This window comes from Bacteroides sp. ZJ-18 (genome assembly GCF_011038705.2).
Lineage (GTDB): Bacteria > Bacteroidota > Bacteroidia > Bacteroidales > Bacteroidaceae > Bacteroides > Bacteroides hominis.
This window is the reverse complement of sequence record NZ_CP072198.1, coordinates 1,270,224-1,284,944: the sequence shown is the minus strand read 5'-3', so window position 1 is coordinate 1,284,944 and position 14,721 is coordinate 1,270,224. Positions and strand designations below refer to the sequence as shown.

Genomic DNA, 14,721 nt, shown 5'->3' with positions numbered 1-14,721 from the left:
TAACATCACAATGAAACCAATCCGCACTTCCCTGATTCTGCTGCTTGCAGCCGGCTTATTCCCACAAGCCGCAGCAGCGCAAGACCTGCCCAAAGGCCTACGCTCCCAAGTAGGTGAGCTCCTGAATGAAACTGCCCGAAAAGAAGTTTCTATCGGGAAAATCCTTATCGATTCTATCAGTATGGAAAAAAACGAACTGATATTTTTCGCTAACATGAACTGTTCATACATTCCTTTCCGCGAAAACAACGTAGCCGAAATCTATCAGAGCGTAAAAGCGCTGCTCCCCCCAGAGTTGAGCAAACGGAAATTACAGATCCGGACAGACCACCATGCCATCGAAGAACTGATCCCCCTGGCACTTCGAAGTAAAAAGGGCAAGATGAAAACTCTGACATTCAGCCACAAAGTAGACAACCCCCTGATTACCAGGTTATCTGCTCCGTATGCTCCCACAAACGGATTACAGAACCGGCACATCGCTTTATGGCAAAGTCACGGCTTTTATTACGAACCGAAGCTAACCCGTTGGGAGTGGCAGCGTGCACGTATTTTTCAGACCGTAGAAGATCTCTACACTCAAAGCTATGTACTCCCTTTCCTTGTTCCGATGTTAGAAAATGCCGGAGCGACTGTCCTTCTTCCTCGTGAAAGAGACTGGCAGACAACTGAAATTATTGTCGACAACGATGGATGCAGAGACGGACACTCAGTTTATACAGAACAAAACGGCAGTAAGGCATGGAGCAACGGAGCCAAAACAGGATTCGCCCACCTGAGGGCAACGTACAAAGACTTTGAGAATCCCTTTTGCGAAGGCAGTTACCGCCAGACAGAAACGATTAAGAAAGGAACTGCAAGCATTGCCGAATGGATCCCCGAAATTCCCCGGTCAGGCCGATATGCTGTTTATGTCTCCTATAAAACGGTGGACAACAGTACAGACGATGCCCTATACACCGTCTATCACCAAGGCGGCACATCACAGTTCAAAGTAAACCAGCAGATGGGAGGAGGAACCTGGATCTACTTAGGCACTTTTAGTTTCAGTGCAGGCAAAACCGATCATAAAGTCGTCCTCAGCAACCAATCCTCCAAAGCGGGCCGTCTGGTGACAGCCGATGCTGTAAAAATAGGCGGTGGTTATGGAAACATCGCCCGCAGTATCTCTGAAGAAGGGAGTGTAGATTATCCCTATGAGATTAGTAACTACCCTCGTTTCTGCGAAGCAGCACGCTACTGGATGCAATGGGCAGGCATACCGGATAGCGTTTACTCAGACAGTCGCGGTAAGAACGATTATACCGATGACTATAAATCACGTGGAATTTGGGTGAACTATCTCGCCGGAGGTTCGGCTGCCAACCCCACTGAAAAAGGACTGAATATTCCCATAGACATGGCTTTCGCCTTCCATTCAGATGCCGGCACCACCTATGGTGACACCATTATCGGCACATTAGGTATTTTCCAAACCTCTGCCTATGACGGGATATATGCAAATGGCACTTCACGGTATGCCTCCCGGGACTTGTGCGACCTGATACAGTCCAACATCGTGAAAGACATCCGCACTTTGCATGAACCGGAATGGACCCGCCGGGGAATGTGGAACCAGTCCTATTATGAGGCCCGTGTGCCACGAGTACCAACCATGTTGCTTGAGCTCCTGTCTCACCAGAACTTTGCCGACATGCGTTACGGACTGGATCCTCGTTTTCGTTTCACCGTCAGCCGTGCCATCTACAAAGGAATGCTGCAATTCCTCTGTTCCCAATATAAAATGGATTATGTGGTACAGCCTTTGCCCGTCGATTCTATAAGCCTGCGCTTCATAGAGGGCAACCGGATAATGCTTTCATGGCAACCGGTAGACGATCCGCTGGAACCTACCGCAAAAGCAGACCAATACATCGTATATACCCGCATTGGAGAAGGAGACTTTGATAATGGCGTGATCGTAGACACTCCGGATTACCAGACAAACATCCCTTCAGGCGTAGTTTGCAGTTTCAAAGTAACCGCCCTCAACAAGGGAGGTGAAAGTTTCCCGTCCGAAATTCTTTCTATCGGGAAAGCCCTCAACGAAAAGGGAACAGTACTGGTAGTGAACGGGTTTAGCCGAGTCAGTGGTCCGGCAGACTTTACGGCAGATGCAGACACCCTGGCCGGATTCCTTGACGAACTGGACCACGGAGTACCTTACCAGACAGACATCAGCTATATTGGTCCGATGAAAGAGTTTCGTCGACAGATCCCATGGATGGACGACGACGCCTCCGGATTCGGCGACAGCTATGGTACGCACGAGACAATGGTAATTGCCGGAAACTCATTCGACTATCCGGCTGTACATGGAGAGGCGATTCTGAAAGCAGGATATTCATTTGTATCGTGTGGTCTCACTCCCTGCTCTTCACTCAAGAAGAAAAACGGGAGAGATAGTATCGCCAACCAGACGGATGCTGCGTCAGGGGGCATTCCGGTCTTGCGGATGAACGACTACAAATACGTAGACCTGATTTTGGGTAAACAATGTCAGAGCAAGATGGGACGGGAAGGAGTAAAACCATTGGAGTTTAAGACTTTTAGCGAAGAAATGCAGAATGCCATCTCAGATTATTGCCGGACAGGGGGTAATTTCTTCGTATCGGGAGCCTATGTAGCATCGGACCTATGGGATAATCGTTTAGCGAAAGCGGACGAAAAAGACAAGAAGTTCGCGATGGAAGTATTGAAATACAAATGGCGCACAGGACAAGCCGCCCGTAACGGAAAAGTGAAAGGCGTTGCTTCCCCATTCCCTGCAATCAAGGGAAATTACACATACCATCAGGAGTTGAATCCGGAATCGTATGTCGTAGAGTCGCCCGATGCCATCGAACCGGCCGTCCGGGGAGCATTCACCGTATTGCGATATTCGGAAAACAACCTGAGTGCCGGTATAGCCTATAAAGGAGATTATAAGACCTGTATATTGGGATTCCCGTTCGAATCGGTACGTACCTCCGAAGAGAGAGAACAGTTAATGAAAGCCATACTGGCTTTCTTTGGACAATGATAACACAGGTGGAGTAACTGCACGTATAGGGTACATACCCTCATCAAGGCAGCAACCGTTCCACTGACAAGAAACTGAAAAGTGTAGTAATAACAAATAAAATCATCATCTATGAATAGAAGGCTTTCTATATTCGTAATCATTTTGTTTTTCCTGTTGCCTGCCGCCGTGCAGGCACAGGCAACAGGTTCTTTCCGCTTTGCACAACTGACGGACATACACCTCAGTCCCAACAACCCGAAACCGGCAGAAGATTTGAAGCGTTCTGTCGAACAGATTAACACCACGCCGGGAATAGACTTTGTATTAGTCACCGGAGACCTCACCGAAGAAGGTGACCGTGCCACCATGTTGCTTGTAAAGTCCATACTCGACCAGTTGGAGGTGAAATACTATGTCATACTGGGTAATCACGAAACCAAATGGAGCGACTCCGGATGCACCGCGTTCAGCGATATTTTCGGAGGAGAGCGATTTGAATTTGAACACAAAGGCTTCCTGTTCCTTGGATTCAATTCCGGTCCGCTAATGCGCATGGCCTACGGGCATGTAGTGCCGCAAGACATCACATGGATGAAACAGGAAATGAACAAAGCAGGGAAAGACAAGCCTGTGATTCTGGTCACCCACTACCCCATGCTGGATGGAGATGTTGACAACTGGTATGATGTCACCGATGCCGTGCGTCCCTATAATATCCGCACCTTTATCGGAGGGCACTATCACCGTAACCGTCTCCTCTCGTACGACGGGATTCCGGGCATTCTCACCCGCTCGAACCTGCGGGACAAAGATGGCATAGGCGGTTATGGCATATTTGATGTCACTCCGGATTCTATTATCACTTACGAACAGCGTATCGGTGAACCGATGAAACGATGGGCTGCCTTGTCACTCACTAAACCTTATTACGACCGTTCCGGAAAAGCAGTGAAATATCCCAGTTTCGCGGTGAACGAAGAATATCCACAAGTGAAAGCAGACTGGTTAGTGCAGACCGGAGCCGGTATTTACTGCTCACCTGCTGTCTGGAAAGACAAAGTCTATGTCGGTGACGACTTGGGTTTTCTGACCTGCTATACCTTGAAAAGCGGACAGAAATTGTGGAATTTCCAATCCGGAAAACGTATTGTAGGCACTCCCGATGTAGCCGACGGAGTCGTCGTCTTTGGCTCTGCCGACCATAACATTTACGGTCTGGATGCCCGAACCGGTAAAGAACGTTGGCGAGTGACCGCAGGAGAACCGGTATTGGGAGCCGTAACCATTGAAAAAGGAGTTGCCTATATCGGTGCCAGCGACTCCACCTTCCGTGCCATCCACATCAAAAGCGGAAAGGTGTTGTGGAGCTATGCCGGCATCAAGGGCTATGTTGAGACAAAACCTCTGATAGAAGGAAACAAAGTCATATTCGGTGCATGGGACAATACGCTCTATGCCCTTGACAAGACTAACGGCAAGGAACTCTGGAAATGGACCGGAGGACTCACCCGCATGCACTTCTCACCCGCTGCCGTATGGCCGGTAGCTGCACACGGAAAAGTATTCATCACCGACCCGCAACGTGCCATGACTGCCATCAACCTGGAGACAGGAGAAACTGTATGGCGTACCTTCCAGTCGATGGTACGCGAAACCATCGGATTATCCGCCGACAAAAAAAGGATCTATAGCAAAACAATGAATGACAGCGTAGTCTGTTACTCCACCATCGGAGACGTCCCGAAAAAGCTCTGGGCCTCTAATGTCGGTTTCGGCTATGAACATGCCCCATCCATGCAGATGGAAAAAGACGGCGTAGTGTTCAGTAGTACCAAAGAAGGACTTATCTTTGCACTGGAAGCAAGCACCGGGCAGGTACTGTGGAAACATAAGATCGGTAATTCACTGATTAATACCGTGATTCCCGTCAGTCGCCACCAGGTACTGTTTACAGCTACCGGCGGCGAAGTGGGAAGACTCAACTGTTCTCCCCTCCCGTAATGAGGAGAATAGAGAGGTTCATCCGGTAAATGCGTAGTTTAATAAATAGCTCTATTTATCAACGCGTTACATTTACCGGCTTTTTCGAACGGATGTAAAAGCATTTACCTCGGCGCGTAACGGCTTTTACCCCGGCGTGTAAAACCTTTTACCCCGGCATGTAAAGCTCTTTACTCCGGTATGTAAATGGAGTGATCATGCGGAGTGAATGGAGTGATCGTGAAAAGAGACGAACGCTTTATTCCGGTTATCGGAATTACGCATCTATCGGATGAATGAAAAAGAGACTACCTGCCTTAGTGACAGGCCGGAAGACAATAAAGAGAGAAAAAAATGAAATAATAACAATAATAATCGGCAGTATCCCTCCGCCCCTCCAATGTAGGAGAGATTTTGGGAGAGACCGTCAATCGCTTATGGAATCAACAATCAATTGCTTCATCCCCTATGCGGGAGTGGCACAAGCAGAAAAAACAGTTCAAGGATTACAGGCTACAGATTTAGTGAAGAAAATCTACCTCCTCGCCACCTCTCCCGACATCGATCCACTGCCGGGATGCGAACTGCTCTATGTGGACAAACTCACTGACAGTGCTGCCATGTACGCCATTGCTGAGCGTTCCGATGCAGACTATGCATTACTCTATACCAAACATACCACACTCGAGTTGGGCATGTTCGCACTCGAACGGATGATTCATATCGCCAAAGACTCGGGAGCCGGCATGGTATATGCCGACCACTATCAGGTGACGGAAGGTAAGCAGAGCAATGCCCCTGTCATCGACTATCAGTTCGGAAGCCTCCGTGACGATTTTGACTTCGGCTCTGTACTCCTATTCAAGGCCTCAGCCCTGAAAGAGACTGTCAAGAGGATGAAAACCAGTTACGACTTCGCCGGTCTCTATGACCTGCGCCTCAAACTATCGCAGAAATATCCGCTGGTACACATCAACGAATATCTCTACTCGGAAATAGAGAATGATACCCGCAAGAGTGGTGAAAAAATATTCGATTATGTAGACCCGAAAAATCGTGAACGGCAGATCGAAATGGAAGCAACTTGCACCGAACACCTGAAAGAGATAGGCGGTTATCTGAAACCGGAGTTTGAAAAGATAGAGTTCAGTGCCGATAACTTTGAATACGAAGCTTCCGTGATAATCCCGGTACGTAACCGCATCCGCACCATACGCGATGCCATCCGTTCGGTGCTCAGCCAAAAAACAGAATTCAAGTTCAATCTGATCGTTATCGACAATCATTCTACCGACGGCACTACCGAAGCCATCGACGAATATAAAGAGGATGACCGCCTGATTCACCTCATTCCCGAGCGTAACGATCTGGGTATCGGCGGTTGCTGGAACCTGGGCGTGTACCACCCCCTGTGCGGCAAGTTTGCCGTGCAACTGGACAGTGACGATGTATATGCTCACGAGAGAGCGCTGCAACTGATGGTCAATGCCTTCTACGAACAGAACTGTGCCATGGTAGTAGGCACCTACATGATGACAGACTTCGATATGAACATGATTCCGCCGGGCGTCATTGACCATAAAGAGTGGACCCCGGAAAACGGACGCAACAATGCGCTCCGTATTAATGGTCTGGGTGCTCCCCGTGCATTCTATACACCGATGCTCCGCGAAGTGAAAGTGCCCAATACCAGCTATGGTGAAGATTACGCATTGGGACTGAATTTCTCACGCCGCTACCAGATCGGCCGTATATACGAAGTTGTCTACCTCTGCCGCCGATGGGACGATAACTCGGACGCCTCACTCGACATTGTGAAGATGAATGGACACAACCTTTACAAAGATCGCATCCGTACCTGGGAATTGCAGGCACGGATCGCATTAAACAAAAAACAAAGATGAACAAGGAATTACAGAACCTGCTGAATGAACAGCTCACCTCGTGGGAAATGGCGCAAAAGAATTACGATGCGTTGAAGCGTGTACGTGTAAAAGAGGTAGAAGTGAATGGCTGTCTTTACAAAGTGCAATTCAACCCGGCACGCATTGTTTCATCGGCAGCCAAAGTAGACAGCAAGTCGATTCAGGAACGTAAGTGTTTCCTGTGTCCGGCCCATCTTCCGCCAATGCAAAAGGGGATTCCTTTCGGAGACCATTATCAGATATTGGTCAATCCGTTTCCCATATTCCCCAGGCACCTGACAGTTCCCGAACTACAGCACGTCGACCAGCGCATCTTGTACCGTTTTGCTGATATGCTCGATCTGGCTGATTGTGCGGAAGATTATATTGTCTTCTACAACGGCCCCCAATGTGGCGCATCAGCCCCCGACCATATGCATTTCCAGGCCGGTAGCAAAGGCTTCCTTCCCATCGAACAAGAATGGAAGGAGAAAAGGGCAGAGAAAATAATTACCAATGAAGCTGCCACTCTATGGGCACTGGACGACTCTCCCCGTACAACACTCTTAATTGAATCGGAAAGTAAAGAGGCAGCCGTCACACTGTTCAACGCCGTATACGGAGCCATGAATCTCAAATCCGGCGAAGAGGAGCCGATGATGAATGTATTGGCATGGAAAGAACGAGGCAAACAGATTGTCTGTACCTTTCCCCGCGCCAGACACCGCCCTGCATGTTATATGGCCCAAGGGGATACCAATATACTGATCAGCCCGGCGTCAGTAGATATGGGTGGCGTTTTCATCACCCCATTGGAGAAGGACTTTGAGAAAATCACAGCAAATGATATTGCCGACATTCTCAGTGAGGTATGCTTGAAACCGGCAGACTTCCGTGCATTGATAGAACGCATAAAACAACGATCATGAAAGAGCCTAAAGTACAGGTCGGAATTTTGTCCGAACCTCAAATCGAATTCATACTGCTGAACTCTTACCATATCAAAGGAAAAGAGATTGCCGGCAGACAGGTCGTGACCTATGTTGACGGACAAATCCGCTGGCAAGGACACCTTTATGACGAATTGCTGTTTGAACCCATGCACGAAGAAAGTGATGCTTTCGAATTACTGAATGTCACCATCGGCATTAACTTCCATTGGGAACGGAAAGAAGACCAACGCTTTATGGGAGCATTGAAAATCATTGTCGAGAACGAAAAGCTGACAGGGATCAATGTAATTCATGTGGAAGACTACCTGACCAGTGTCATCTCATCAGAGATGAGTGCAACGGCAAGCCTCGAACTGCTGAAGGCCCATGCAGTGATCTCAAGAAGCTGGTTATTGGCCCAAATTCATAAGAACAAAGCAATTACGGCATCTCAAAGCCTCTATTCAGCTTTCACACAGACCGACCAGGAGCTTATCAGATGGTACGACCGTGAAGATCACACCCACTTCGACGTTTGCGCCGACGACCATTGCCAGCGCTACCAAGGCATCACCCGTGCCTCAACCGAAATGGTGAGGCAAGCCATCGCTGCCACCTGCGGACAAGTACTTATGTGGGAAGGAAACATTTGTGACGCCCGTTTCTCAAAATGTTGCGGCGGTGCTTTCGAAGAGTTCCAATATTGTTGGGAAGGTATCAAGCATCCGTATCTTTCCAAGCAAAGAGACAGCAAAACAGGATCCGGACTGTCCGATCTACGGGTAGAGTCCGAAGCCGACCAATGGATTCGAACCTCACCCGAAGCTTTCTGTAACACAAAAGACAAGAAAATATTGTCTCAGGTTTTAAATAACTACGATCAGGAGACCACCGACTTCTATCGTTGGAAAATAGAGTATAAACAAGACGAACTTTCCGAGCTTATCCTGAAACGTTCGGGCATTGATTATGGACAGATACTCGACCTGATTCCGGTGGAACGGGGAACCTCCGGACGGCTTGTCAAGTTAAAAATCAGAGGGAGCAAACGGACCATGACTATCGGTAAGGAACTGGAAATACGCCGTACACTCTCTACATCTCACCTTTACAGTTCCGCTTTCGTCATCGACAAGGCAGATATCGTGGATGACGTACCGGGACGGTTTATCCTCACCGGTGCCGGATGGGGGCACGGAGTAGGACTTTGCCAAATAGGAGCAGCCGTCATGGGCGAACAAGGTTACCCATACGATACTATTTTATTGCATTACTACATCGGTGCAACGATAGATAAACTTTATTAAACACACACTCTTATCATGAAAAACAAGACCATATCACCATGGGCATGGATTCCGACCCTGTACTTTGCACAAGGATTACCTTATGTAGCCGTAATGACTATTTCGGTAATTATGTACAAGAATCTGGGTATCTCCAACACGGATATTGCACTCTACACCTCCTGGCTCTATCTGCCCTGGGTCATCAAGCCCTTTTGGAGCCCGTTCGTCGACTTATTGAAAACCAAGCGCTGGTGGGTAATCAGCATGCAGTTGCTGGTTGGTGCCGGACTGGCAGGAATCGCTTTCACCATACCCATGCCAAATTTTTTCCAGACCACCCTTGCCATCTTCTGGCTGGTGGCCTTCAGTTCGGCTACGCATGACATTGCTGCCGACGGATTTTATATGCTGGCACTGAACGTACAAGACCAGGCACTTTATGTAGGGATACGCAGTACCTTCTACCGCATTGCCACAATTGCCGGGCAAGGTTTGTTGGTGATGCTTGCCGGCGGCCTGGAAATATGGACAGGCAGTATTAAATACGGATGGAGCATCACCTTCTTTATCCTTGCAGGACTGTTCCTCGCTTTTTGCCTCTACCACAAATGCGTATTACCGAAACCTGACAGTGACAAAGCAGTAGTAGGTGAGAACAGCGCAAGCGCCATTTTCAATGGATTCATAGAAACCTTTGCCTCTTTTTTCCGCAAAAAACAGGCTGGAGTAGCCATCCTCTTTATGCTATTCTATCGCTTCCCTGAAGCACAGTTAGTGAAGCTCATCAACCCATTCCTGCTCGATCCTGTCGAGAAAGGCGGATTAGGACTGACTACCGCCGAAGTAGGATTGGTTTACGGAACCATCGGCATCATCGGACTGACATTAGGAGGCATCGTCGGCGGTATTTGCGCAGCCAAAGGAGGACTGCAAAAATGGTTGTGGCCAATGGCATGGAGCCTGTCGCTGACCTGCCTCACCTTTGTATATCTGGGTTACTTCCAGCCACAGAACTTTGTGATCATCAACCTGTGCGTATTTATCGAACAGTTTGGTTACGGGTTTGGATTCACAGCCTATATGCTTTACTTGATTTACTACTCTGACGGAGAACATAAGACGGCGCACTATGCCATCTGCACTGCTTTCATGGCATTAGGCATGATGCTGCCGGGCATGGCCGCCGGCTGGTTACAGGAACTGATCGGATACGAAAACTTCTTTATCTGGGTAATGGCTTGTTGTGCCGCCACAATTGCCGTATGTGCATTCATCAAGATAGACCCCGATTATGGGAAGAAAAAAGAGAATATTGCCGAGGAGAAGAAATAAAGTTACTCCAGGCATTGGTAGGATAACTAAAAAAAGATAAGATTATGACACATAAAAGAAGTATATTGAGACTTTTGCTCATTCTTTTTATCCTTGTTTCCAATACTCCCTTTTCCCAAGGGATGGAACCAGGTGTAAAACCTCCGGGAATCCGTATCAAAACAGGTATTGAAGTCCTAAAAGAACAAAACTTCAAATGTCTTGAAGGGAAACGTGTAGGACTGATCACCAACCCGACCGGTGTAGACAATCAGTTGCGGTCCACTATCGACATTCTTCATGAAGCGCCCAATGTCAACTTAGTGGCTCTGTACGGACCGGAGCATGGTGTACGGGGTGATGTACATGCCGGCGACAAAGTGGATAACACGAACGACCCCACTACCGGACTACCCGTTTATTCACTCTATGGCAAAACGCGTAAGCCGAGCCCTGAAATGCTAAAAGACATTGATGTATTGGTATATGACATACAGGACATCGGCTGCCGCTCGTTCACCTATATCAGCACCATGGGAGTGGCTATGGAAGCTGCCGCCGAAAATGGTAAAGAGTTTATTGTCCTTGACCGCCCCAATCCGATAGGCGGATTAAAAATAGAAGGGAATCTCGTAGAAGATGGATACATATCTTTTGTCAGCCAATTTAAAATTCCGTACCTTTACGGACTTACTTGTGGCGAGCTTGCACTGATGCTCAATGGAGAACAAATGTTGGGCAGGCCATGCAACCTGCATGTTGTGAAAATGAAGGGGTGGAAGCGAAAAATGGATTATGTACAGACAGGACTCCAATGGATTCCTTCGTCCCCACACATCCCGCATCCGCATTCCGCTTTCTTCTATCCCGTTTCGGGGATACTCGGCGAACTGGGCTATATGTCGATTGGTGTGGGTTATACCATTCCGTTCCAAATGTTTGCCGCTCCTTGGATAGAGGCAGACAGATTGGCTGATAACCTGAACCGTCTGAACCTGCCGGGAGTGATATTCCGTCCGATGCACCTCAAACCCTTCTATTCGGTAGGCAAAGGGGAACATCTGCAAGGCGTACAAGTACATATTGTGGACTTTAATAAAGCTGCACTAAGCGAGATACAGTTTTACGTGATGCAGGAAATAGCTGTACTCTATCCGGGCCGGGCCGTATTCGACCATGCCGATAAAGGACGTTTCCGTATGTTCGATCTCGTTAGCGGCTCCAAAGAAGTACGCGAACGTTTCAGTCGGCGCAACCGCTGGGAAGACGTCCGCGATTATTGGTACAAAGACGTTGACGACTTCCGCCGGCTGTCGAAGAAGTATTATTTGTATAAATAAAAACTGGGACCGAGGAGTGCCCGACAAACAAAGAAACAATGAAAACGGAAAGAAACTATGACGAATTCCTGCGAGACATCAGCCGATTTATCCCACAGGATAGAATATTTACCGACGAGCTCCATCGCCTGGCATGGGGGACAGATGCGGGTTTCTACCGACTGATTCCTCTAATTGTAGTTAACTCGATCGACGACGATGAAGTATTCGAAATGATCTATCTGGCCGACAGATATAATATACCGGTAACTTTCCGCGCTGCCGGAACCAGTCTTTCGGGACAGTCCATCAGTGACTCTGTTCTGATTATAGCCGGCAAAGGCTGGGATCACTACGAACTCTCACCCGATCACGAACAGATTTACCTGGAGCCCGGTATCATCGGACAACGGGTAAACGAGATCCTCGCACCTTACGGACGTAAATTTGCTCCCGATCCGGCTTCCATAAAAAGCGCCATGGTAGGTGGAATCGTAATGAACAATGCTTCGGGCATGAACTGCGGGACACATGCCAACAGTGATAAGATGCTGCTGTCGGTACGTATCATACTCCCTGACGGATATTATCTTAATACCGCCAGCCAGGAATCCCGAGAAAACTTTGAAGAAGATCATCCCGATTTCCTCCGCCGCATCTGCGAGCTACGTGACCAGGTACGCAGCAACAAAGAACTGAGTGCACGTATCCGTTATAAATATTCAATCAAGAACGTAACAGGGTTGAATATTCTTCCCTTCCTCGTATACGATGATCCGTTCGATATTATTGCCCACCTGATGGTAGGCTCGGAGGGCACATTAGCTTTCCTTTCCGGTGTGACTATGAAAACGGAATACGACTATCCGCACAAGGCAAGCGCCATGCTCTATTTCAGCGACATCAAAGAAGCATGCCGTGCAGTGGTAGCCATGAAAAAACTCGTCAACACAGATGGGGAGTGGATTGTAAAAGGTGCGGAACTGCTCGACTGGAAATCCCTGGCTTCTGTGAATGATCCGACGGGAGAAGGGCTAACAGCCGTATTGACCGAAACCAAAGCACGCACACAGGAAGAGCTCAACCACAACATCACTGTCATCGAAGATACATTAAAGGCATTTAAAACCTACATCCCGGTCCACTTTACCGACCGTCCCGAGGAATATTCCAAATATTGGGCAATCCGTTCGGGCATTTTCCCCTCTGTAGGAGGAACCCGTCCTCCGGGAACAACCTGTCTGATTGAGGATGTGGCCTTCCACATTGAAGACCTCCCCGAGGCAACAGCCGAACTGCAACAGCTCATTGCCCGGCACGGATACGATGACGCCTGCATTTACGGTCATGCGTTAGAAGGCAATTACCACTTCATTATCAACCAGTCATTCAGTAATGAAGTTGAAATAAAACGGTATGAAGCCCTGATGAACGACATAAAAGAACTGGTAGTGGACAAATATGACGGCTCATTAAAGGCAGAACACGGCACAGGACGAAACATGGCTCCGTTCGTAAAGCAGGAATGGGGAGAAGAAGCTTTCGCTATCATGAAGGCGGTAAAACAACTCTTTGACCCCAAAGGATTATTTAATCCGGGTGTTATCTTCAACGACGACCCTCAATGCCATATCAAACATTTCAAGCCTCTCTCGCCATTGACAATAGGAGAAGGCTCCGAAGTGACACGCCAGATAGACCGGTGTATCGAATGCGGATTCTGCGAAGTGAACTGTCTCTCGTGCGGATTCACGCTCTCCTCACGCCAGCGCATTGTCATACAGAGGGAAATTTCACGCCTGAAAAAAAGCGGGGAAAATCCGCAGTTACTGGAAACACTGTCCAAGTTATACCGGTATCCGGGTAATCAGACCTGTGCCGGTGACGGCCTGTGTGCCACGTCTTGTCCGATGGGTATCAATACCGGTGACCTGACCCACCTCCTGCGTCAGGCAGAGCTACCGTCCAACAGCACCGGTTATAAGGCGGGGAAATTTGCCGCCAATCATTTCGCAGGAATAAAAAATGCCCTGCGACCGGTACTGTCACTTGCCAATACGACACACAGCCTGCTGGGAACTTCCAGGATGACTTCCATTACTCGAAAGATGCACAACGTATGGGGACTTCCGCAATGGACACCGGCCATGCCTATGAGCTATAAGATACACAAGAAGGACAACAACAAGGCACCGGATGCAAAGAACAAGGTGGTCTACTTCCCCAGTTGCATCAACCAAACTATGGGATTGGCAAAAAATTCTCCCGTAGAGCAACCTTTGGTTAACAAAATGCTCTCTCTGCTTCAGAAAGCGGGATACGAAGTCATCTTCCCGCCCAAGATGGAGAGACTCTGTTGCGGAACCATTTGGGAAAGCAAAGGTATGCTGGATATAGCCGACAGCAAATCGGCTGAACTGGAAGCCGCCTTATGGGAGGCCAGCGAACAGGGACGTTATCCGGTACTTTGCGACCAGAGCCCTTGTCTGCACCGTATGCGTGCCACTATCCAAAAGATGAAGCTATACGAACCGGCTGAATTTATCTATACGTTCCTGCGGGATAAACTGGAATTCACTCCCACAAACCGTCCCGTAGCCGTACACATCACATGTTCCATGCGTAAAATGGGATTGTCGAATACACTGATTTCACTGGCCGGACTATGTTCAACGCAAGTGCTTGTTCCAGAAGAGGTGGGTTGTTGCGGCTTTGCCGGAGATAAAGGATTCACCCGGCCGGAACTCAACACTTATGCTTTACGCAAACTACGTCCGCAACTGGAGAAAGCAGGAATCAGTATCGGCTATTCAAACAGCCGCACCTGTGAAATCGGTTTAGCCACTAACACCGGCATCCCCTATGTATCGATTGCCTATCTGGTGGATCAGTGCACTCGTCCACGTGAAACAAAAGAATAACTTAACACTTAAATAAGAATGC

Annotated in this window: 8 protein-coding genes; all 8 read left to right on the top strand. The window is 48.4% G+C overall.

Annotated elements, in window-relative coordinates:
• Positions 1-10 precede the first annotated feature (10 nt).
• The 8 genes from G7Y45_RS05095 (at position 11) to G7Y45_RS05060 (ending at position 14,699) form a co-directional block, all read left to right on the top strand.
• Complete coding sequence (locus tag G7Y45_RS05095; RefSeq protein ID WP_165014825.1) at positions 11-3,061, top strand: xanthan lyase; 3,051 nt, start codon at positions 11-13, stop codon at positions 3,059-3,061.
• A 111-nt stretch (positions 3,062-3,172) separates the two neighbouring features.
• On the top strand, positions 3,173-5,044 hold the full coding sequence (locus G7Y45_RS05090; protein WP_165014828.1) for a PQQ-binding-like beta-propeller repeat protein: 1,872 nt from the start codon (positions 3,173-3,175) through the stop codon (positions 5,042-5,044).
• Positions 5,045-5,460: 416 nt separating this feature from the next.
• Entirely contained in the window at positions 5,461-6,927 is a 1,467-nt protein-coding gene (locus tag G7Y45_RS05085) for a glycosyltransferase family A protein (RefSeq protein ID WP_005811909.1), read from the top strand.
• Positions 6,924-7,856, top strand: coding sequence for a DUF4922 domain-containing protein (locus tag G7Y45_RS05080; RefSeq protein ID WP_165014831.1), 933 nt, complete (start codon positions 6,924-6,926; stop codon positions 7,854-7,856). The genes G7Y45_RS05085 and G7Y45_RS05080 overlap by 4 nt, the downstream gene beginning before the upstream one ends.
• Positions 7,853-9,166: a SpoIID/LytB domain-containing protein gene (locus G7Y45_RS05075; RefSeq protein ID WP_165014834.1), complete on the top strand. Its 1,314-nt coding sequence runs from the start codon at positions 7,853-7,855 to the stop codon at positions 9,164-9,166. Before G7Y45_RS05080 ends, G7Y45_RS05075 begins: the two co-directional genes overlap by 4 nt.
• Positions 9,167-9,181: 15 nt before the next feature.
• On the top strand, positions 9,182-10,480 hold the full coding sequence (locus G7Y45_RS05070) for an MFS transporter (protein ID WP_005779073.1): 1,299 nt from the start codon (positions 9,182-9,184) through the stop codon (positions 10,478-10,480).
• A 44-nt stretch (positions 10,481-10,524) separates the two neighbouring features.
• Complete coding sequence (locus G7Y45_RS05065; RefSeq protein WP_022011026.1) at positions 10,525-11,799, top strand: exo-beta-N-acetylmuramidase NamZ domain-containing protein; 1,275 nt, start codon at positions 10,525-10,527, stop codon at positions 11,797-11,799.
• 38 nt (positions 11,800-11,837) lie between these two features.
• The gene (locus G7Y45_RS05060; protein WP_165014837.1) at positions 11,838-14,699 is read left to right on the top strand and encodes an FAD-binding and (Fe-S)-binding domain-containing protein; all 2,862 of its coding nucleotides are present in this window, start codon (positions 11,838-11,840) and stop codon (positions 14,697-14,699) included.
• Positions 14,700-14,721: the final 22 nt, after the last annotated feature.

What these genes read in the sequence shown, in the direction of transcription:
- G7Y45_RS05095 (WP_165014825.1), top strand. Translation starts at nt 11, where the DNA reads ATGAAACCAATCCGCACTTCCCTGATTCTGCTGCTTGCAGCCGGCTTA.
- G7Y45_RS05090 (WP_165014828.1), top strand. Translation starts at nt 3,173, where the DNA reads ATGAATAGAAGGCTTTCTATATTCGTAATCATTTTGTTTTTCCTGTTG.
- G7Y45_RS05085 (WP_005811909.1), top strand. Translation starts at nt 5,461, where the DNA reads ATGGAATCAACAATCAATTGCTTCATCCCCTATGCGGGAGTGGCACAA.
- G7Y45_RS05080 (WP_165014831.1), top strand. Translation starts at nt 6,924, where the DNA reads ATGAACAAGGAATTACAGAACCTGCTGAATGAACAGCTCACCTCGTGG.
- G7Y45_RS05075 (WP_165014834.1), top strand. Translation starts at nt 7,853, where the DNA reads ATGAAAGAGCCTAAAGTACAGGTCGGAATTTTGTCCGAACCTCAAATC.
- G7Y45_RS05070 (WP_005779073.1), top strand. Translation starts at nt 9,182, where the DNA reads ATGAAAAACAAGACCATATCACCATGGGCATGGATTCCGACCCTGTAC.
- G7Y45_RS05065 (WP_022011026.1), top strand. Translation starts at nt 10,525, where the DNA reads ATGACACATAAAAGAAGTATATTGAGACTTTTGCTCATTCTTTTTATC.
- G7Y45_RS05060 (WP_165014837.1), top strand. Translation starts at nt 11,838, where the DNA reads ATGAAAACGGAAAGAAACTATGACGAATTCCTGCGAGACATCAGCCGA.